Origin of the sequence: Halogeometricum sp. S3BR5-2, assembly GCF_031624635.1 — an archaeon.
Classification (GTDB): domain Archaea; phylum Halobacteriota; class Halobacteria; order Halobacteriales; family Haloferacaceae; genus Halogeometricum; species Halogeometricum luteum.
Genome location: NZ_JAMQOQ010000002.1, coordinates 98,702 through 118,673 on the forward strand (window position 1 = coordinate 98,702; position 19,972 = coordinate 118,673).

16 protein-coding genes and 1 other RNA gene are annotated in these 19,972 nt (G+C 69.5%); 10 read left to right on the top strand and 7 right to left on the bottom strand.

Annotated features, from left to right (window positions below; all coding sequences use genetic code 11):
• Positions 1–75 precede the first annotated feature (75 nt).
• Positions 76–1,233 carry a nicotinate phosphoribosyltransferase gene (locus tag NDI79_RS06900; protein ID WP_310927746.1) on the top strand — a complete coding sequence of 386 codons (1,158 nt, stop codon included), beginning with the start codon at positions 76–78 and terminating at the stop codon, positions 1,231–1,233.
• 108 nt (positions 1,234–1,341) lie between these two features.
• Here NDI79_RS06900 and NDI79_RS06905 read toward each other — a convergent pair whose 3' ends face one another.
• Positions 1,342–1,944, bottom strand: a complete 603-nt coding sequence (locus NDI79_RS06905) for a TIGR00296 family protein (protein WP_310927747.1) — start codon at positions 1,942–1,944, stop codon at positions 1,342–1,344.
• 154 nt (positions 1,945–2,098) lie between these two features.
• On the opposite strand from NDI79_RS06905, the gene rnpB reads away from it, so the two are divergent.
• The 5 genes from rnpB (at position 2,099) to NDI79_RS06930 (ending at position 8,020) form a co-directional block, all read left to right on the top strand.
• An RNA gene (rnpB, locus tag NDI79_RS06910) (RNase P RNA component) lies at positions 2,099–2,633 on the top strand.
• Positions 2,634–2,743: 110 nt separating this feature from the next.
• On the top strand, positions 2,744–5,563 hold the full coding sequence (locus tag NDI79_RS06915; protein WP_310927748.1) for a heavy metal translocating P-type ATPase: 2,820 nt from the start codon (positions 2,744–2,746) through the stop codon (positions 5,561–5,563).
• A 64-nt stretch (positions 5,564–5,627) separates the two neighbouring features.
• Positions 5,628–6,734: a matrixin family metalloprotease gene (locus tag NDI79_RS06920; RefSeq protein WP_310927749.1), complete on the top strand. Its 1,107-nt coding sequence runs from the start codon at positions 5,628–5,630 to the stop codon at positions 6,732–6,734.
• A 58-nt stretch (positions 6,735–6,792) separates the two neighbouring features.
• Entirely contained in the window at positions 6,793–7,662 is an 870-nt protein-coding gene (locus NDI79_RS06925) for a hypothetical protein (protein ID WP_310927750.1), read from the top strand.
• A 49-nt stretch (positions 7,663–7,711) separates the two neighbouring features.
• The gene (locus NDI79_RS06930) at positions 7,712–8,020 is read left to right on the top strand and encodes a WNWW family protein (protein ID WP_310927751.1); all 309 of its coding nucleotides are present in this window, start codon (positions 7,712–7,714) and stop codon (positions 8,018–8,020) included.
• On the opposite strand, the gene NDI79_RS06935 is transcribed toward NDI79_RS06930, so the two are convergent.
• Positions 8,017–8,325 carry a DUF8152 family protein gene (locus tag NDI79_RS06935; RefSeq protein WP_310927752.1) on the bottom strand — a complete coding sequence of 103 codons (309 nt, stop codon included), beginning with the start codon at positions 8,323–8,325 and terminating at the stop codon, positions 8,017–8,019. The genes NDI79_RS06930 and NDI79_RS06935 overlap by 4 nt on opposite strands.
• Positions 8,318–10,210, bottom strand: a complete 1,893-nt coding sequence (locus NDI79_RS06940) for an ABC transporter ATP-binding protein (RefSeq protein ID WP_310927753.1) — start codon at positions 10,208–10,210, stop codon at positions 8,318–8,320. Before NDI79_RS06940 ends, NDI79_RS06935 begins: the two co-directional genes overlap by 8 nt.
• Before the next feature lie 116 nt (positions 10,211–10,326).
• On the opposite strand from NDI79_RS06940, the gene NDI79_RS06945 reads away from it, so the two are divergent.
• Positions 10,327–11,559, top strand: coding sequence for an MBL fold metallo-hydrolase (locus tag NDI79_RS06945; RefSeq protein WP_310927754.1), 1,233 nt, complete (start codon positions 10,327–10,329; stop codon positions 11,557–11,559).
• A gap of 28 nt (positions 11,560–11,587) precedes the next feature.
• Here the strand turns inward: NDI79_RS06945 and NDI79_RS06950 are convergent, their stop codons facing one another.
• Entirely contained in the window at positions 11,588–12,700 is a 1,113-nt protein-coding gene (locus tag NDI79_RS06950; RefSeq protein WP_310927755.1) for a YihY/virulence factor BrkB family protein, read from the bottom strand.
• Between the two features lie 153 nt (positions 12,701–12,853).
• Entirely contained in the window at positions 12,854–14,041 is a 1,188-nt protein-coding gene (locus NDI79_RS06955) for an AI-2E family transporter (RefSeq protein ID WP_310927756.1), read from the bottom strand.
• Between the two features lie 128 nt (positions 14,042–14,169).
• Here NDI79_RS06955 and NDI79_RS06960 point away from each other — a divergent pair, with 128 nt between their 5' ends.
• From NDI79_RS06960 to NDI79_RS06970, 3 genes are read left to right on the top strand one after another with little or no spacing between them, the layout of a single operon-like run.
• Complete coding sequence (locus NDI79_RS06960; protein ID WP_310927757.1) at positions 14,170–15,312, top strand: FecCD family ABC transporter permease; 1,143 nt, start codon at positions 14,170–14,172, stop codon at positions 15,310–15,312.
• A 42-nt stretch (positions 15,313–15,354) separates the two neighbouring features.
• Entirely contained in the window at positions 15,355–16,161 is an 807-nt protein-coding gene (locus tag NDI79_RS06965; RefSeq protein WP_310928698.1) for an ABC transporter ATP-binding protein, read from the top strand.
• Positions 16,162–16,209: 48 nt separating this feature from the next.
• A complete protein-coding gene (locus NDI79_RS06970) occupies positions 16,210–17,430 on the top strand; it encodes an ABC transporter substrate-binding protein (RefSeq protein ID WP_310927758.1) in 1,221 nt (406 codons plus the stop codon).
• Positions 17,431–17,661: 231 nt separating this feature from the next.
• On the opposite strand, the gene NDI79_RS06975 is transcribed toward NDI79_RS06970, so the two are convergent.
• Together NDI79_RS06975 and NDI79_RS06980 are read right to left on the bottom strand one after the other, a co-directional pair.
• The gene (locus NDI79_RS06975; protein ID WP_310927759.1) at positions 17,662–18,828 is read right to left on the bottom strand and encodes a Cdc6/Cdc18 family protein; all 1,167 of its coding nucleotides are present in this window, start codon (positions 18,826–18,828) and stop codon (positions 17,662–17,664) included.
• Between the two features lie 73 nt (positions 18,829–18,901).
• Complete coding sequence (locus NDI79_RS06980; protein WP_310927760.1) at positions 18,902–19,972, bottom strand: DUF7973 family transport facilitator; 1,071 nt, start codon at positions 19,970–19,972, stop codon at positions 18,902–18,904.

The following is a 19,972-nucleotide window of genomic DNA, read 5'->3' on the forward strand; positions in this document are numbered from 1 at the left end:
CTTCGAAGAGGAATTCTCTCCGGCACCCCCGCCTGAACGAACGCGCTTTTCACGACGCCGCCGAAACGGCCGGACATGGACTTCGACATCGTCGGCGCCGACGCCATCCGCGAGGGGTCGGCCACCGACGCCTACTTCGAGCGGACGGAGACGACGCTCCGGCACGCCGGGAAGAACCCGCACGTGGTCGCCGAGGTGACGGCCGACCAGTTCCCCGACGGCGAGTACGAACTGCTCGCGGGAGTGAGAGACGCCGCCGCCCTCCTCGAAGGCCGCGACGTGGACGTGGACGCCGTCCCCGAGGGTCGCCTGTTCGACGGCGGTCCCGTGATGCGCATCGAGGGGTCCTACCTCGATTTCGCCCGTCTGGAGACGTCCCTCCTCGGCTTCCTCTCGCACGCCTCCGGCGTCGCCACCGCCGCCCTCGACGTCCGCCGCGCGGCCCCCGACTCGATGGTGCTCTCCTTCGGCGCCCGGCACGTCCACCCGTCCGTCGCGGCGATGGTCGAACGGAGCGCCCTCGTCGGCGGCCTCGACGGTATCTCGCACGTCGCCGCCGGCGAGGTTCTCGGACGCGAGGCGTCCGGGACGATGCCGCACGCCCTCGTCATCTGCTTCGGCCGCGGCAACCAGGAGGAGGCGTGGCGGGCGTTCGACGAGGCGGTCGACGAATCGGTCCCGCGGGTCGCCCTCTGCGACACCTACAGCGACGAGACCGACGAGGTGCTCCGGGCCGTCGAGGCCCTCGGCGACGACTTGGACAGCGTCCGCCTTGACACCACCTCCTCGCGGCGCGGCGACTTCAGACACATCGTCCGCGAGGTGCAGTGGACGCTCGCGGCCGAGGGGCACGAGGACGTGGACGTGTTCGTCTCCGGCGGCCTCGGCCCCGCGGACCTGCGACACCTCCGCGACGCGGCCGACGGCTTCGGCGTCGGCGGCTACGTCTCGAACGCCGACCCGGTCGACTTCGCCCTCGACATCGTCGAAATCGAGGGCGAACCGGCGGCCAAGCGGGGCAAACTCGCCGGCGTGAAGGAGGTCTATCGAACAGTCGACGGCGGCCACCACGTCGCCCTGCGGGGGACCGACGCCCCGGACGACGCCGAGCGACTGCTCGAACCGCTGATTCGGGACGGGGAAGTGGTCGCCGACGACTTCGACATCGACGCGGCCGCGGCGCGGGCGGCCGACGACGCCGAGGCCTGCGGCTACGGCGCGGACGAAGAGTAACTCGGGAGGCGCGTCGCTCCCCGAGCGAGAGGCGCAGAAGGTCGTTTGCGGTCGGTCGATACGGGAAACCGTTCGTTCGGGCGCGTGCGGTCGCGGTCGTTCTACAGTTTACAGTTCCTCGACGCTGCCGCCGTCGGAGCGCTCGCGGAACACCTGTCCCTCGAACAGGGTCACCATCGCGTCCTCGTCCTGCCACGCCAGCGGCGGCAGGCCGGCCTTCCGGCAGGCGTGGGTGAGGAACTGCTCTTTGGACCAGCCGTTCTCGAGCGGAATCGTCGGGTAGAGCCAGCCGTGGCTGCCGTCTTTGTCTATCGCGACGCCGTGGGTGCCGAGTTCGAGGTCGGCGACGGGGTCGTTGGTGAGAACGTGATTGCAGACGATGCAGACCGAGATGTTGAGATTGGGGAGTTCGGGCGGTTCGATTTCGGAGCCACAGGAGTCGCCGGACGCGGCCTGAATCGCCGCGTCGACGATTGCGTGGCCGAGTTGGTCTTTCCCCCGATACGCCCCGGCGCACCCTCGCAGGCGGCCGCGGCCACGTGTCGATTGGATTCGGACGAACGCCCCGGTGCGAGCGTAGAACGCGTCTCGCATGCTTCCGGGCTGTTCTCGTTGACCGTGGAGAACGTACGATTCGACCGATTCACGCGCCAGTTCGACCGCTCGTGACCCGTCGTCGTACGAGAGCCGAACGGTTTGCGCCTCGGACATAACTCTGTTCAGGCACTCGCTAAACTTGAACGCTTCCCTTATCACCGGCCTGATTAGTCTTTGATTTACGCCTTCTGGCGGTGAATCGGGTCGGATTCCCCCTCGAATCGACCAAATCGAACTCCTTATGCGACCGTCCCAACTAGGTGAATCCGGCAGAGAGAGCCCGGTTCCCGTGTCCCGCCGGTTCCGCCGGCCGCGGACATGAGGAAAGTCCCCCCACCGTCCGAACGGGTGACCGGGCGCAAGCCCGGAGTCGGAGACGACTGGCTCTGGAACAGAAACGAGACCCCTCGGTCCGACCGATGAGACGCGCAGGTGGACGTCCGTCCACCGGCGGCGCGAGCGGGGTGACCCGCGAGCGTGCGAACCGACCCGCAAGGGGAGGGAGTTGACCCGTCGAGGGTAGCGGGGCCGCTCTGCGGCCGCGGACGGTAAACGGCGTCGGCCGTGAACCGCGAGACGGCGGCAGCCGTCTCGGAGGCATCTCGCCTCTTCCCGCGCGGTTTCCACCGCGCGGAGACGACCGAGAACGGGTGGAACGGCGAAACCTCACCGGTGCAAGTCCGCGCCGCTAAGGTAGTTCGGACAGCGCGTTCGGGTTCGCCCGGCGCGCCCCCGAGAGGGGAGGACGCGGACGCTCAGCCGAATGCCGGGTAAAAACAGAAGGGGGCTTACTCCTCTCAGCCGCTCCGCGCGACGAGATATTATCTCGCGGGCGCATAGTTAATAATCTCTTGCACCAAATGGGGCTCTATTCGCAGGTGGATTAATAAACGCGAGTCGACTACAGTCTCGTATGAACCGGGACGGCCACGACCACGACGACGCGAGTCACGGTCACGACGGTGACCACGACCACGACGCGAGTGGCCACTCCCGCGGCGGCGGGAGCGACCGCGGTCACGATCACAGTCACGACCACGCCGACCACGACGACACCGCCACCTGCGGGTGCGACGACGGATGCGACACCGCCACCGCTCCGGACTCCGTCTCCGACGGGCCGTCTGCGTCGGCGTCCCCCGACGGAAGCGACGAGGGCCGGACCCTCCGGCTTTCAGTCCCGGAGATGGACTGCGCCTCCTGCGCGGAGAAGGTGACGAAGAGCGTCCGCGGCGACGCGGGCGTCCGCGAGGTGGACGCGCAACCGACCACGGGAACGCTGTACGTCCGCTTCGACGGGGCCGAGACGGACGACGACGCCGTCCGGTCGCGTGTCGAGAGGGCCGGCTACGCCGTCGCCGACACCGAGACGGCGACGTTCTCCGTCCCCGAGATGGACTGCGCCTCCTGCGCCGGCAAGGTGGAGAACGCCTTGGACGGCGTGGCCGGCGTCACCGAACGGCAGACCCAACCGACGACGGGCGAGGTGACGGTCACGTTCGACCCCGGCACGGCCTCGCGCGGCGAACTGGTCGCGGCCATCGAGGGTGCGGGCTACGCCGTCGAGGACGGCGACGGCGGCGACTCCCCGCGCGACGTGTGGCGCACCCCGCGCGCGCGGAAGACGGGGGTCGGCGCCGTCTTCCTCGCCGGCGGCCTCGTCTTGGAGTTCCTCCTGCCCGGCTTGGACGCCCTCCTGGCCGCGCCGGCCGGCTACGAGATACACGCCGCGTGGGTCCTCTACACCCTCGCCGTCCTCCTCGCGGGGATTCCCGTCCTGCGGAACGGCTACTACTCCGCGAAGAACGCCAGCCTCGACATCGACCTCCTGATGTCCGCCGGCATCCTCGGCGCGATGGCGGTGAACATGCCGTTCGAGGCGGCGACGCTCGCGGTCCTGTTCAGCGTCGCCGAACTGCTGGAGCGGTTCTCCATGGACCGCGCGCGCAACTCGATGCGCGAGTTGATGGAACTGTCACCGGACACGGCGACGGTTCGCAGGGACGGCGAGGAGACGGTCGTCCCCGCCGAGGACGTGGCCGTCGGCGAGACGGTGCTCGTCCGCCCCGGCGACCGCATCCCCCTCGACGGCGTCGTGACGGAGGGAACCTCGGCGGTGGACGAGTCGCCCATCACCGGCGAGTCCGTCCCCGTCGACAAATCGCCCGGCGAGGAGGTGTTCGCCGGCAGCATCGTCGAGGAGGGCTACCTCGAAGTGGAGGCCACGTCGGCCGCGAGCGACTCGACCCTGTCGAAGGTCGTCGAGATGGTCGAGGACGCCAACCGCGAGAAGACCGAGGCCGAGCGGTTCATCGACCGCTTCGCGCGCTACTACACGCCGGTCATCGTCGTCGGCGCGGTGCTCACGGCGGCGGTGCCACCCCTCCTGTTCGGCGACCCGTTCCGCGAGTGGTTCGTCCGCGGCCTGACGCTCCTCGTGGTCGCCTGCCCCTGCGCGTTCGTCATCTCGACGCCCGTCTCCGTCGTCTCGGGCATCACGTCCGCGGCGCGCAACGGCGTCCTCGTGAAGGGCGGCCAGCACCTCGAAGCGATGAGCGACGTCGAGGTGGTCGCCGTCGACAAGACGGGGACGCTCACGACGGGCGAACTCGGCGTCACCGACGTGGTCGCCCTCAACGGCAACGACTCGACCGAGGTGCTCGGCTGTGCCGCCGCCATCGAGTCGCGCAGCGAACACCCCATCGCGCAGGCCGTTACGGCCCACGCCGCCGACCGCGACGTGCCGGAGCGAGAGATTCGCGACTTCGAGTCCATCACCGGCAAGGGCGTGAAGGCGACCCTCGACGGGGAAGTGCACTACGCGGGCAAGCCCGGCCTGTTCGCGGACCTCGGGTTCGACCTCGAACACGCGCACGTGGCGACGGATGGGGGTGAGCGAACCGACGGTTCGCGAGTCTCGTCGGACCCGCGGTCCGACGGCGGACAGATGGTCGAAGACGCCCGAGACTGCGACCACGGAAGCTACCTCGACCTGACGAACGAGGTCATCCCGCGCCTCCAGTCGGAGGGCAAATCCGTCGTCCTCGTCGGCACCGAAGACGAGATAGAGGGCGTCGTCGCCGTCGCGGACACCGTCCGCCCCGAGGCCGAGTGGACCGTCTCGCGCCTCCGCGAACTCGGCGTCTCGCGGGTCGTGATGCTCACCGGCGACAACGAGCGCACGGCGAACGTCATCGGCAAGCGCGTCGGCGTCGACGAGGTGCGGGCGGACCTCCTCCCCGAGGAGAAGGTCGAGGCCGTCCGCGAACTCACCGACGAGCACGAGTCGGTGGCGATGGTCGGCGACGGCGTCAACGACGCGCCCGCCCTCGCCGCCGCGACGGTCGGAATCGCCATGGGCGCGGCGGGCACGGACACGGCGCTGGAGACGGCCGACGTGGCCCTGCTCTCGGACGACCTGACGCGCCTGCCGTACCTCGTCGACCTCTCATCGAAGACCGCCGGCGTCATCCGGCAGAACGTCTGGGCGTCGCTCGCCGTGAAGGGCGTCCTGACCGTGGCCGCGCCCCTCGGTCTCATCACCGTCGCCACCGCCATCGTCGTCGGCGACATGGGGATGAGCCTCGGCGTCACCTCGAACGCCCTGCGCCTCGCGGGCGTCGAACCCGACGCGGCCGCCTCCGACGACTGGGGCGGGAGCGGAAGCGAAGACGGGAACGAGGGCACGAACGGGAACGCGGACGGAGACGACCTCCGAGACGCGGCGGCCTGACCGCTCGGTCCGACCGCTCGACCGGGGCAAACGTTCTTTCCCCCGGGGGGCGTCACCCGAACCGATGCCGTCTCGAAGGTCCTCGGCGGTGGCGCTCGCGTTCGCCCTCCTCCTGGTGTTCGCCGGCTGCATCGCCCCGGTGTCGGACCGGCCGCCCGAATCCGCCGACGGCGGGACCGCGGCGACGTCGAACGCCGCCCAACGGGAACGCGCCGAACGGGTGACCGGCACCGGCGCGGTCGCCGCCGACCGGGAGAGCCCGTGGGGGTCGGAGCCCATCGTCGTCGCCGTCGAGGACGACGCGGGCACCGGTCGCGACTGGACGCCCGTCGTCCGCGAGGCGACGGCCTACTGGGAGGAGAACGCCGGGCGCTACGCGGGGTACGACGTCGACTACGAGGTGCGGCCGAACGCGACGGACCCGGACCTCGTGCTACGCTTCGTCTCCGAAGTCCCCGAGTGCGACGGCGCCGACGACGCCGCCGGATGCGCGCCGCTCATCACCGACCGGCGGCAGGTGGACCGCCCCGAGACGGTGTACGTCCGCACGGCCTTCTCCGACGAGTCCACCGTGCTCGTCGTCCAACACGAACTCGGCCACACGCTCGGTCTCGACCACGCGAACGCCCCCCGCGAGGTGATGGCCAGCGAGTCCGTCCTCCACACGACGGCGCGACCGAACGCCACCGAGCGCGAGTTCCCGTGGAACGACGCCGAGTTCTCGGTGTACGTCGACGCGGCGAACGCCTCCGACCCCGAGGGGGCGCGCGAACAGGTGGGACACGCCCTCGACTACTACGAACGCGGCGCGCCGGGGATGCCCGACAACCTCTCCTTCGCGGTCGTCGACGACCCCGCCGACGCCGACGTGGTCGTCGAGTTCGCCGAGGAACCGCCGTGTTCGCGGAACGCCGCCTCCTGCGGCGCCACGCGCGGGTGGGACCCCGACGGCGACGGCGCCGTCGAGACGTACTCGGACCTCGAAATCGTCCTCGTGGACCTCGACACCGACGCCGTCGGCTGGCACGTCGGCTACTGGCTGGCGTTCGCCCTCGGCGCGGAGGGCCCCGCGGAGATGCCCGACCCGTTCCGCGACGCTTCCTACCGCGACCGGCGGAGCGAGTGGTGGGCGACGGAGGACGAGGGGGACGACGGGAACGAGACCGAGTGAGGACCGTCGCGACTGTCACGGACTGACGTTGATATAGTCGGCGAGCGTACACGAACCCATGATGTCCGCAACCGGCGACCGCGCCCTCGACGCCGCGGTCGTCCGCTGGGAGGGGGAGGCCGACCCACGCCTCCGGACCGCCTTCCGCCACCTCGTCGCCGGAGTGTTCCTCGCCGTCGGCGTCGCTCTGCTCGCCCTTATCGGGCTCACGACCTACCGGAGCCTCGCCGTCGGAGACGGGAGCGCCGCGGTTCTCCTCGCCGTGTCGCTGCTCTTCGGCGGCCCGTTCGCGCTGTTCTACCTCGTGGCGGTTCGGAAACGGGTGTCGTTCTCCGGGATGCTCCCGTACGAACTGAACCTGAACCCGTGGTACGTCCTCTGCTCGGTCCCCGCGGCTCTCTTCCTCCTCTTCACCGTGGGGCTGTTTCCGCCCCTCGCGTACGTCTACCTCCTCGGCGCGCCCCTCGTCTGGTCGGCCATCGCCGCCCGCGACTCCGCGGGCGAAATCGACGTCGAAACGGGGACGATTCGGCGGGACTACGGTACCGCGAGCGTCGCGGATTTCGGACCGCGGGACGTGCGGCGACTCCGCGCGCATTCCTCGCGGGGCCTCGGCGGCTACCGCCTCGTCCGCCTCCGGTACGACGGGCCGATGGTGCTCTCTCGGCCGACACTGCTCCTCGTCCCGGCGGACGACTACCCGGCGGTCGAGTTGGCGCTCTCGGACGTCGAGTCCCGCGACTACGGCGTCGAGGGTCGAGAGACCTCCCGCGCGGCGAAGACGTTCCTCGTCGGCTTCGGTCTCCTGTTCGTCGCCGTCGCCGCCGGCCTCGTGACGGCGGCGGGCGAGGCGCCGCGCGCGCTGATGCCGGCGGTGCTGATCGCCTCTTTCGGCCTGCTGTTCGTCGCGCTGGCGTGGCTGGCGTGAGACGGACGTCTGCCGGCGCCTTCTTGCGGTTCGAGCGCGAACGGCGGACATGAACAGTGCCGCCCCGTCGTTCGACCCCGAGGTGCTGATGACGTCGCTGAAACAGGAGTTCGGCGGCAGGGAACCCGAGCGACGCGTGGTCGCCCGACAGGCCCGCGACCTCGCCGACTCCGGGAAGCCGCAACGCGACCGCGGCGAACCGCTCACCGTCGAAGAAGTGGTGCGGCAGATGGCCGACGCGCCCGACGGATCGACGCTCGCCGAGCGCTGGAACTGGTGGCTCGGGGCGCTCGAAGCGGCCCACGGCGGCTACCGGGACTTCCAAGTGACGCGCATCCCGACCGGCGACCGGGATTAGGAGAGAACCTCTCCGGCCAACTCCCGCGCCCGTTCGACGTGGTCGTCGGCCTCGTCGTCGCCCGTGCCGTCGACGTGCGAGAGCAGGTCCGCCACCGTCTCCACGCGCGACCGGACGACCGACGGCGAGACGTCGGGGTCTTCGGCCACGTCGCCCGCGACGGCCTCCGCCTCGCCGAGGTGCGCGCTCGCGGTGCGCTCGACCGGTCGCTCGGCCGTCGCCGCGAGGTGCTCGTGGAGCGACCGGAGTCGCTCCCGCGTCTCCTCGTCTACCTTCTCTCCGTCGCCTCCGTTCGCGTCAGTCATCGTCCTCCCCCCAGCCCGTCTCCTCGCCGGTCTGCGCGCGCCAGAGCGCCGCGTACGCGCCGTCGGCGTCGACGAGTTCGTCGTGGCTTCCCTGTTCGACGACGTCGCCGTCGTCCAACACGAGAATCTCGTCGGCGTCGACGACGGTGGAGAGGCGGTGGGCGACGACGAGCGTCGTCCGGTCCTCCGAGAGGCGGTCCAAGGAGCGCTGGATGGCGCGTTCGGTCTCCGTGTCGACGGCGGAGGTGGCCTCGTCGAGGACGAGCACCGGCGGGTCCCGGAGGACGGCGCGGGCGAGGGCGATGCGCTGACGCTGGCCGCCCGAGAGTTTCACGCCGCGTTCGCCGACGCGCGTCTCGTAGCCGTTCGTCAGGTCCGTGATGAACCCGTGCGCCTCGGCGGCCCGCGCGGCGCGACGGACCGTCTCGTCGTCCGCGTCGAATCGCCCGTAGCGGACGTTCTCCGCGATGGTGCCGTCGAACAGGTGAGTGTCCTGGGAGACGTAGCCGACGGCGTCCCGGAGGCTCCCCAAGGTGAGGTCCTCCACGTCGTGGCCGTCGAGACGCACCGTCCCCTCGGTCGGTTCGTACAGGCGGAGCAGGAGTTTCAGCAGGGTGGACTTGCCGGCGCCCGTCTCGCCGACGACGGCAACCGTCTCGCCGGGTTCGGCGTCGAACGACACGTCGTTCAGAATCGGCTCGCTCGCCACCTCGCCGAACACGTCGCGGTAGGCGAAGGAGACGCGGTCGTAGGAGACGACGCCCTCGGGGTCTTCGAGGACGACGGCGTCCGCGTCGTCCTCGATGTTCACCGGGATGTCCGAGAGGCCGAACACCCGTTCCGCGGAGGCGCGCGCGTTCTGGAACTGGTCGACGATGTTCGACACCTCCGCGAGGGGGGCGACGAACCGCTGGGTCATGAAGATGAACGTGACGAACGTGCCGACTTCGAGCGTGCCGGTGAGCGGACCGGGCGCGGTACCCGTGAACAGCCAGTAGCCGCCGACGAGGAACGTCGCGGTGAACGAGAGGCCGGCGAGCAGTTCCATCCCGGGGCGGTAGAAGTAGCTGAGCCGCAGCACGGACATCGTCGTCTCGAAGAGGTCCCGCGAGGCGTCCCGGACGCGCCCCCGTTCGTACCGCTCGCTGTTGGTCGTCTTCACGAGTTCGATGCCGCCGATGCCGTTCTCGATGCGGGTGTTGAAGCCGGCGACGGCCGACTGGCGCGCGCGGTAGCGCGGCGCGACGACGCGCATGAACCACCACGTGAAGAGGACGATGACGGGCACGGCGACGAGGGTGACGAGCGCCAACTGCCAGTTCAGGGCGAAGAGGACGAACGCGATGCCGCCGACCATGATGAGGAGACGCAGGGAGTTCATCAGGGCGTTGTCGAGGAACAGTTCCAGGTTCCCGGCGTCGTTGTTGAGGATGGCCATCACCTCGCCGGTCTGCTTGTCGTCGAAGAACGTCATGTCGAGCCGCATCAGCTTCGTGAAACTGTCCGTGCGCACCGCGTGCATCACGTCGTGGGCGAAGAGGTTCGCGGAGATGCCGTACACCCACGTGAACACGCCGGTGACGACGAACGACCCGGCGATGAGTGAGACGGAGAACCAGAACTGCCCCTCGGGGGTCGCCGGAACCCACGCGGCGGGGACGAACGGGAGTTCGTACCCCGTCCCGCCCTCGCGGAACATCGCGTCGATGGCCGTCCCGAGGACGACGGGCGGGAGCAGCGAGGCGGCCTGCGCGACGACGTTGGCGAGGAGGCCGACGACCAGCCACCGCACGCGCGACGTGCCGTACTCGCGAAACAGGCGGGCGAGCGGACGCGTCACGTCGGCGCGGTAGCGGTCGAAGGCGCTCTCGTCGGCGTGGCTCATTGGTTCCGAGAGCGTCCCTCGTGACATGAAGGCGACGGAAACGGCGAATCGGGAGCCGACGGGGTCCGTCGGCCGGGACCGACGAGGAAAAGCGTCTCGGGCGGGAAAGAGCCCGCATGAAACTCCAGTTCCTCGGGGGCGTCGGCGAGGTGGGGCGCTCGGCGATTCTCGTGGACGACTCGCTGCTGCTGGACTACGGGATGCTGACGGGCAACCCCCCGCAGTTCCCCGTCTCGACGCCCGAACCCGACGCCGTCGTCGTCTCGCACGGCCACCTCGACCACGTCGGGACGGTCCCCGCCCTCCTCGCCGGCGACCGGCGGCCGCCGATTCACTGGACGCCGCCGACGGCGGAACTCGCCGGGACGCTGGCGCGCGACACGCTGAAGCTCCAAGGCGGCAGGTACGACTGCCCGTTCACCGAGACGCACGTCCGGCGGATGACGCAGGTGTCGGAACCGCACGGCTACGGCGAGACGTTCGAGGCGGCGGGCTACGAGGTGACGCTGTACGACGCCGGGCACATCCCCGGCAGCGCGCACGTCCTCGTCGACGACGGCGAGACGCGACTGCTGTACACGGCCGACTTCCACACCGACGACCAGCGAATCGTCGGCGCGAGCACCGCCCGCCCGGACGCGGACGTGGTGATATGCGAGTCCACCTACGCCGACGTGGAACACGAGGACAGGGCGGCGGTCGAAGAGCGGTTCGCCGAATCGGTTCAGCGGACCATCTGGGAGGGCGGCACCGTCGTCGTGCCCGCCTTCGCCATCGGCCGCACGCAGGAGATGCTGCTCGTCCTCGACGCCCACGACGTGGAGTGCTACGTCGACGGGATGGGGAAGGGCGTGACGGAGATGCTCCTGCGACACCCCGAGTTCGTCCGCGACGGCGACGCCCTCCGACGGGCGAAGTCGCACGCGCGGTTCGTGACCGGGCGGAACGGCCAGCGGCGGCGCATCGCCTCGCAGAACACCGCCATCGTCACGACCAGCGGGATGCTCTCGGGCGGGCCGGCGATGACGTACGTGCCCGAAATCAGCGGCGACCCGACGAACAAGATAGCGCTCACCGGCTACCAGGTGGAGGGGACGCCCGGACGCGACCTGATAGAGCGCGGCCGCGCCGAGATAGACGGGCGGGTGATGCCCGTCGCCGCCCGCGCGGAGATGTACGACTTCTCGGCGCACGCCGACCGGGAGGGACTCCGCGCGTTCCTGAGCGAGTACGAGGGAAGCGAGGTGCTGGTCAACCACGGCGACGACTGCGCCGGGTTCGCCGAGACGCTTCGAACGGACGGGTTCGACGCCCGCGCGCCCGGACTCGGCGAGACGGTCGAGGTCTGAGGGGGGTCGAACGACGGACGGGTCGGAGTCAGCGGGCGAGGCGGACCGCGGCGGCGGTCACGGCCACGAACCCGACGACGATGCCGGCGGCGAACGCCGCGCCGACGCGCCGGAGCGACCCGCGCGACCCCCCGGACGACGGCGTCTCGCTCCGTCCGGGTTCCCGGCGCCCGTCGGACACGTCGCCTCCCGGTTCGACCGCGTCCCCCTCGCTTTCGAGTCCGCTCCGACCGGTCGGCGCCGACGTCCCGGCGGCCGAACCGGATTCGGGCGCCGGGTCGCTTCCGGGCGCCGCGGCCGTCTCCGCCTCGTCGCTCGCCGCCGCGGCGTCGTCCGTCTCGGCGGCGCGTAGGCGTTCGTGCTCCCGTTCGCGGATGACCGCGTTGACCGCCGCGCCGACGAGGAGGACGAAGCCGCCGAAGTACAGCCACGTCAGGACGAGGAGGATACCGCCGATGACGCCGTACGCCTCGTACTGGGAGGCGTTGGCGGCGTACACCTGAAAGCCGACTTCGAGGATGGCCCACCCGCCGGCGGCGACGACGGCGCCCGGGAGCGCCTCGCGGACGGTCATCTCGACGTCCGGAAAGACGTAGTACATGGGGAGGAACGCGACGCTCAGGCCGAATAGGAGGAACAGCGGGTTCAGCACGTGCAGAAGCGGGAGCCGGAAGTACGCGAACGCGCTCCCGGCCAGCGTGAGGGCGGCCACCGAGAGGACGATGGCGAGGAACGCGACGAGTCCGTCGCGCAACTGCTTGACGATGTTGCCGTCGTTCTCCGTGTCGTACACCTCCGCGAAGGCGGTGTCCAGTCCTCTAAAGAGCTTCAACGCCCCCCACAGGAGGACGAGCGTCCCCGTCACCGACAGTCCGACCTCGCCGCCGGCGTTGTCGATGGCCGCGTGAATCTCCGTCTGCGCGCCGGGCGTGAGGTACGACTCCGTGAGGTCCGCGACGGTGGCGGCGAACATCTCGTTGCCGACGGTGCTGACGAGGAGGAGGACGAGCAGCAGGAGTGGAATGAGCGAGACGAACGCGTTGTACGCGAGGCTGCCGGCGAGGAACGTCAGATTCTGTTCGCGGACGCGCGACACGACCGTCCGGACCACCGCCGTCGTCTCCCCGCCCTCGAATCTCATCACTCGCCCTACGGGTTCATCCACCATGGATGCGACGGCATCGAACGCCGGAATCGCCCGTTCTCGGCGGCGTAATGGTCATATTTAGTGATGGTCGTAGATGAAGTAAATTCGTCGCCGCGCGCCCGCGACGGACCGCCGACGGACGGCCGCTCAGTCGTCGTCGGCGCCCGCCGGGTCGAACTCGGAGATGGTCCGCTGGTCGTCGTCGGTGCGGAGCGGGTTGTCGCCGCGCGCGTCGGGGTCCAGCGGTTCGCCGGTGACCAACTCCGGCAGGACGATGCGGAAGAAGTGCACGCCGACGACGAGGAGCAGCGGTCCGAGGAACAGCCCGTACCAGCCGAACAGCGCGGGGCCGATGATGTAGGCGAACATCACGGTCCCGGTGTGGAGGTTGCGCCCGGAGACGTACGGGCGGAGCAGGAAGTCCGGGATGGTGTCGACGACGACGAGCGAGACGCCGCCGTACACCAGCGCGACCCACAGCGTCGCGGGGGCGGTCACGAGGGCTTCGACGGCCAGGAGTATCGTGACGGGGACGTAGACGATTTTCATCCCGACGACGGGGATGAGGCTGCCCGCGCCGGTCAGCGCGCCCAACAGGGTCGGCGACGGGATGGACATCGAGGCGGGCGCGAACAGGTTGATGGCGTTGTAGGAGACGGCCGCGATGACGGCGATGGCGAACGCGTTGAGGATGTTACCGAAGTAGATGGTCTTCAGGTCGCGGTCGACGGCGGTCATGTAGGCGTTGACGACGCCGCCCTCGCCCGAGAGGTTCTGGCGCGTCCACGAGGCGAGACGCCGGTCGTCGCGCAGCAGGTAGAACGCGAAGGCGAAGGCGATGAACAGTTGCAGCGCCGCGCCGAGGACGAACGACGCCGTCCCGGCCAGGCCCGTGAGAACGCCGCCGGCCGTCGCCGTGTTGGTCGAGTCGAGCAGACTGCTCGGGTCTTCCGTCAGCACCGAGAGGAGCTGTTCGGGGCTCCGAACCGGGCCGACCGAGTCGAGGTACGGTTCCACCATCGCGGCGATTCCCTGTTGGTTGCCCTCGACGAACGCGGCCAGTTCGCTGAACGCGACGACGACCGTGTATCCGACGAGGAGAACGACCGGGAGCGAGAGGATGAGCAGCGCGACGGCGGCGCCGACGCTCGGTTGGCCGATTCGCCCCCGAATCCGACTATACACGGGCCGGGTCGCGTAGTACAGAAACAGCCCCAGCATGAACGTCCCGAGGTACGCCTCGGCGACGAACGCGAGGACCAGGAAGATGGCGAGTCCGAGCAGCCACCACATGACCCGAGAGCGGTCGACCGTCGAAGTGAAACCGAACTGCATCGTCGTGGTGTAGGGAGACGGGAACAAAACCCCTTTCGCCGGCGCGACGTCCCGCCCGAGGAACGTTCCGGTAACGGTGACGATGTCGTAAGTGATTTATCCACCGTTTAGGTAAACCTAAAGCGAAGATGTCCGGAGACGCGGGAACTGGTCGGTTCGCGGGCGGCGAGCGATTGCTCGGATGGGTCGACGCGACGCTCGTGTCGGTCTGTCTGACGAGCGTCGCCGTGGTGGCGCTCGGCGGACTGGTGCAGGTGAGCTTCGGTTCCTACTCCATGACGCTCGGAGAGGCCTGGCGGGCCGTTCTCGACACCGCAGTCCTGTTCGACCCCCACTGGATGCTCAACTTCCTGCTCGGCGAGAATTTGATGCGCGCGGTCACCGGCTTCCGAGGCGAACTGCCGGAACTCCCCACCGCGACGCTCATCGTCTGGAACATCCGCCTGCCGCGCGTGTTCGTCGCCGTCCTCGTCGGCGCGAACCTCGCCGTCTCGGGCGCCATCTTCCAGGCGGTAACGCGGAACGAACTCGCCAGCCCCTACATCCTCGGCGTGAGTTCCGGCGCCGGTCTCGCCATCCTCCTCACGCTGGTCGTCTTCTCCGGACTCGCGCCGTTCCTGCCGCTCATCGCCGCCTTCGGCGGCGCGCTCGCCTTCTTCCTCGTCTACGTCATCGCGTGGCAGAACGGCACCTCGCCGGTCAGACTCGTCCTCGCGGGCGTCATCGTCTCGACGGTGTTCCAGTCGCTGCAGACGGGGCTGTTCTTCTTCGCCGAGGACCTCGCCGTCGTCCAGAGTGCCATCGCGTGGACCACGGGGTCGCTGACGGGCGTCGACTGGGAGCAGGTCCGTCTGGCGCTGCCGTCGACGACGCTGGCCGTCGCGCTGGCGGTGCTCGGCGCGCGGCAGTTGAACGTGCTGCTCCTCGGCGAGCAGACGGCCCGGTCGCTCGGGATGTCCGTCGAGCGGACCCGGTTCATGCTCTCGGGCGTCGCCATCCTCGCGGCCAGCGCCGCCATCGCCGTCGCGGGCATCGTCGGCTTCGTCGGCCTCATCGTCCCGCACGTCGTCCGGAACCTCGTCGGCAGCGACTACAAGCGGCTGATAGTGGGGTGTCTGTTCGTCGGCCCCGCGCTGATGGTGGTGGCCGACGTGGGCGCCCGGCTCGCGTTGAACCCCGTGCAGATGCCCGTCGGCATCGTCACGGGCCTCATCGGCGGTCCCTACTTCCTCTATCTGATGCGGAAACAGCAGAACTTGGGTGATGTCTGAATGGCCAAAAGCGAACACGAATACGAGCACACGAGCACGACGATGGACGGCGCACAGGGCGAAGAGCGGGACGGCGCGCTGGTCGGCGACGACCTCACGCTGTCGTACCCCACGAGCGAACGGCCGGTCGTCGAGTGCGACCGAATCGACGTTCCGCGCGGAGAGATAACCGCCCTCGTCGGACCGAACGGGAGCGGGAAGAGCACGCTGTTGAAGTCGCTCGCAAAGCAGTTGACCCCCGACGCGGGGTCGGTGCTCCTCGACGGCAAGACCATCCAGGAGTACGACGACAAGGAGTTCGCGCGCGAACTCGGTCTGCTCTCGCAGGAGAACGAGTCGCCGGGGTCGCTCACCGTCGAGGAACTGGTGTATCACGGGCGCTACCCGCACCGCGGCTTCTTCGAGCAGACCGGCGAGGAGGACCACGCGGCGGTCGAGCGCGCCATCGACCTCGCGGGCGTCGACCACCTGCGCGAGAAGACGCTCGGCAACCTCTCGGGCGGGCAGAAACAGCTCGCGTGGATCGCGATGGTGCTCGCGCAGGACACCGACGTGCTCCTCCTCGACGAGCCGACCACGTTTCTCGACCTGCATCACCAACTGCGCGTGATGGAGACGATCAGACAGTTGAACGAACGACGCGACGTCACCGTCGCCGTCGTCCTCCACGACATCGCGCAGGCCGCGCGCTTCGCCGACTACCTCATCGCGCTGAAAGACGGCGAGGTGTACGACTGGGGTCCGCCGCGCGAAGTCGTCACCGAGGACCTCCTCGCGGACGTGTTCCGCGTCGAGGCGGCCGTCAACTACACGCCCGACCCCGAAATCGTCCCCAAACACTCCCTCTGAGCGCGGAACTTCGAAACACCTTTGAACTTTTAGGCTAGCCTAAAAACAATGACAACAGACGGTTCGCGGTCCCGCACCCGACGGGACGTGTTGAAGGCGAGCGGCGTACTGGCGGCGACGGGATTGTTGGCGGGCTGTTCCGGCGGCTCCAGCGAGGGAACGACCGGTGCGGGCGCGACTGAGTCGGCGACCGGAACCGAAGCGGCCGCCGCGTCGGCGACCGAGTCCGCGTCGGAGACCGAGGAGGGAACGGAGGAAGCGGCGTCCGGCGAGTCCTACTCCGTGTCGATGCCACCCGTCGGCACCGTCGAGTTCGACGGCGTCCCCGAAACGTGGGTCGCCAACAACGGCAGTTGGGCCGACATGGGCGTCGCACTCGGACAGGACCCCCCGAAGGGGGTCTGGCTTCCCTCCCGCTACCACACCCACTACTACGACGGCATCCCGGACGTCTCCGTCGACAAGAGCGGGATGACGGCCCTCTACTCCGACGGCGTGAGCAAGGAGGTGTTCTACGAACTCGGCGGCGACGTGCACGTCATCGACCCCAACTTCCTATTGAACCGGTTCAAGGGGTGGGAGCAGGCCGACGTCGACGAGATATCGAATCAGGTCGCCCCGTTCTTCGGCAACAGCATCTTCTCGACGGGCTACGGGTGGCACGAGAGCTACCCGTACCTCTCGCTGTACGAGGCGTTCGAGAAGCTCTCGCAGGTGTTCCGAGAGCGGGAGCGCTACGAGGCGTTCGCGTCGCTGCACGAGCAGTTCCAGTCGAACGTCTCGAACGTCGTTCCCTCCTCGGAGTCCGAACGGCCCGCCGTCGCAATCCTCTGGCCCCAACCGGTCGACAACCCCGAGACGTTCTCGCCGTACCTCATCGGCGAGGGGACGAGCTTCAAGCAGTGGCGCGACCTGCAGGTCCGCGACGCCCTCGCGGAGACGGACGTGAAGGACTTCCACGAGTCCCGCGGCGAGATAGATTACGAGACGCTCCTCGAAGTCGACCCCGACGTCCTCCTGTTGCGCGGCAACGAGAGCAAGACCGCCGAGGAGTTCCAGAACACGGTCGTCGAATACATGAAGAATCAGAGCGTCGCGAGCCAACTCAGCGCCGTGCAGAGCGGCGACGTCTACCGCGGCGGTCCGCTGTACCAGGGTCCGATCACGAACCTCGTCGTCACCGAACGCGCGGCGAAGGACCTGTACGGCGCCGAAGGACAGTTGTTCGACCGCCAGCGCGTCTCCGACATCGTCAACGGCGATTTCTGAGCGCGCGGCCCACCGGCCCAGCGCTCCCGGGTCGGCGCGCTCCGCGGTCGAAGTTTTCTTTCAGAAGGAACGGGGGAGGTCTCCGGTATCCTACGTCGCAGACCGCCCGCTCCGTCCGAAGATGCGCTCCGCCGGCGTAAGAGGCTGTCGAACGGCGGCGGTCGAGGTTCGACGGTCGAACGGCCGACCGGCCGACCGGCGCGCGCCCCGACGACGCGGCCGACCGACGCCTCAGTCGTCGCCGCGCGTGAGTCGCAGGAACGCCCGCGTCGGCACGCGCGTCTCGACGCGACTCGGCGGCCGACCCGCCCCGTGCGCGCCCTCGACGGGGACGCGTTCGACGATGCCGGCCTCCGCGAACTCGTAGAGGTACCGGGTGATGGTGCTCTCCGAGAGCGACGCCGAGGACGCGACGGCCGCGGCGGCGCGGCCGACGGAGGCGCGGTCCTCGGGCGGGAGCCGAACGAGGTGTCTGAGGACGGCTCGCCGGTTCGCGGAGAGCGCCAACACGCGGCCGAGCGAGACGCACGGTCGCGGGACCGACGCCATCCCGGTGTCGAAGTGCTCGTCTCCTATCACGTCCGCGTCTGCTTCGAGCGCGGCGTCCACAGCGCCGAGGAGGGCCGCGAGGGCGTCGTGCGCGTCGCCCTCGGCCCACGCCGCGAGGCGGCGGACCTGCTGGTGCGTCGTCGCGTCCCGCGTCACTCCCGTCGACAGACGGGCGGTCAGGACGTCGGTCAGTTCCGCCTGGTGGTAGGGTTCCACCCTGACCTCGTTCGTCGGCCGTGGGTCGGGAAGCACGTCCTCGGGCGCCCCGCGGCCGACGGCGACCCACGAGGTGCGGTGCCCGAGGCTGGCGAGTTCGCCGGTGAACGACGCCAGTCGGTCCGTCCCGTCCTCGTCGACGTGGTCGAGGGCGACGACGAGGACGCGGCCGCCGCGGAGGTGGCCGTCGACGCGGCTCCGCAGGTCCGCGGTGGAGAGCCCCCGCCGCGGGACGGACTCGCTCGTCGTCGCGTCGAGGACGGCGTGGTAGAACTCGGACTCGCTCGTCGCCTCGCGGAGGTCGACGTACGCGAACGAGCGCTTCTCTGCGCTCCCCCCGCGCGTCGTCGTCACGATGGAGTCCTCCGGCGAGGAGAGCAGTCGGGCGAGGTGGGCGAACAGCGCCGTCACGACGGCCGACTTCCCCGACCCCGCCGGCCCGCGGACGTAGACGTTCTCCGGGACGCGGTGGTCGAACACCGGTTCCAACCGGTCGAGAAGCCGTTCGACGGTCGGACCGCGACCGGTCGGCTCCGGGGGGTGCCAGACCGGACTCAGCGACGCCTCTTCGAGCAGCAACTGCCGCCTGTCGCGGCGACGCTTTCGTTGAAGGATCCGTTCTTCGAGGTTCATCCGAAGTGCCGCCCGAATCGGGCGAGGGAGGGGGCGTTGGCGTTCGACGGAGCGGGTTCCGCTCGCGGGCGGTTCAGAGGCCGAGGTAGGCCGAACTGGGGAGGAGGCCGATCAGGTAGAGCACGCCGATGAACACCGTCATGAGCGTGATAGCCATCGCCGGCGGGTCGACGTGGGTCCCCGAGTGCGCGTAGAAGACCCGCTGGGTCACCTCGCCCAGGAGGCCGCTGAGCGCGCCGAAGACGCCGCCGACGAGCAGCGCGACGAGCGGGCTGCTGACCGCGGCGGCCCCGATGGCGGCGCCGCTGGAGCCCAGGAGCGTGATGTGGTGCGTGACGGGAATCTTCTCGACGCCGAGGTTGAGGAACAGCAGCGACGCCGCGGAGATGCCGTAACCGAGGAAGAAGCTGCCCGTCTCCAGCCAGATGAAGGCGCCGAGTATCCCGCCGACGAGTCCGATGACGGTGACGCCCGACCACTTGTACTGGTGGGGGAGCCACGGTTCGGTCGCCGGTCGGACCCGCTCGAAGTCGCCGTCGGTCGTCGTTCGCTCCTCGCCGCGCTCGAAGGGCGTCATGTCGAGGTAGCCGTCCCCGGCCGGTTTGCCGATCAGCGGGTAGCCGAAGGCGACGCGGACGAGCACCGCCGAGAGGAACACCGTCAGCGCGATGGTGTCGAGGGGGAGACCGAGTCCGGCCGCCACCTGGTTGACGACGGCCCCGAGGACGCCGAAGGCGGCGCCGACGGCGAGGATGTCGGGCTTCGTCCCGAAGGCGTAGGCGATCTCCTTGCCGAAGTGGTAGCCCTCCTTGGGCCCCATCTCGGGGTACTTCTTGCCCGCGTAGGCCGAGGCGGCGACGCCGCCCGCGAACGCGATGTGCGGACCGACGACCGGGCCGAACCCGACGACGCCCGTGACACCGGTCGCTATCTCGCCGGCCGGAATCCCGCCGACGCCGGCGATGTTCCCTTCGAGTATCGCCAGCCCCTCTCCGAGGAGGACGACGAACCCCGTGAAGATGAACGAGGGAAGCGCCCCGAGGGCGGCCCCGAACGCGCCGCCGGCGAGGGCCGTGACGAGCAGGATGAGAAACGCTTCGGTCCCCATCCCGATGAGCGGAATCTGCAGCGCGAGTCCGCTCAT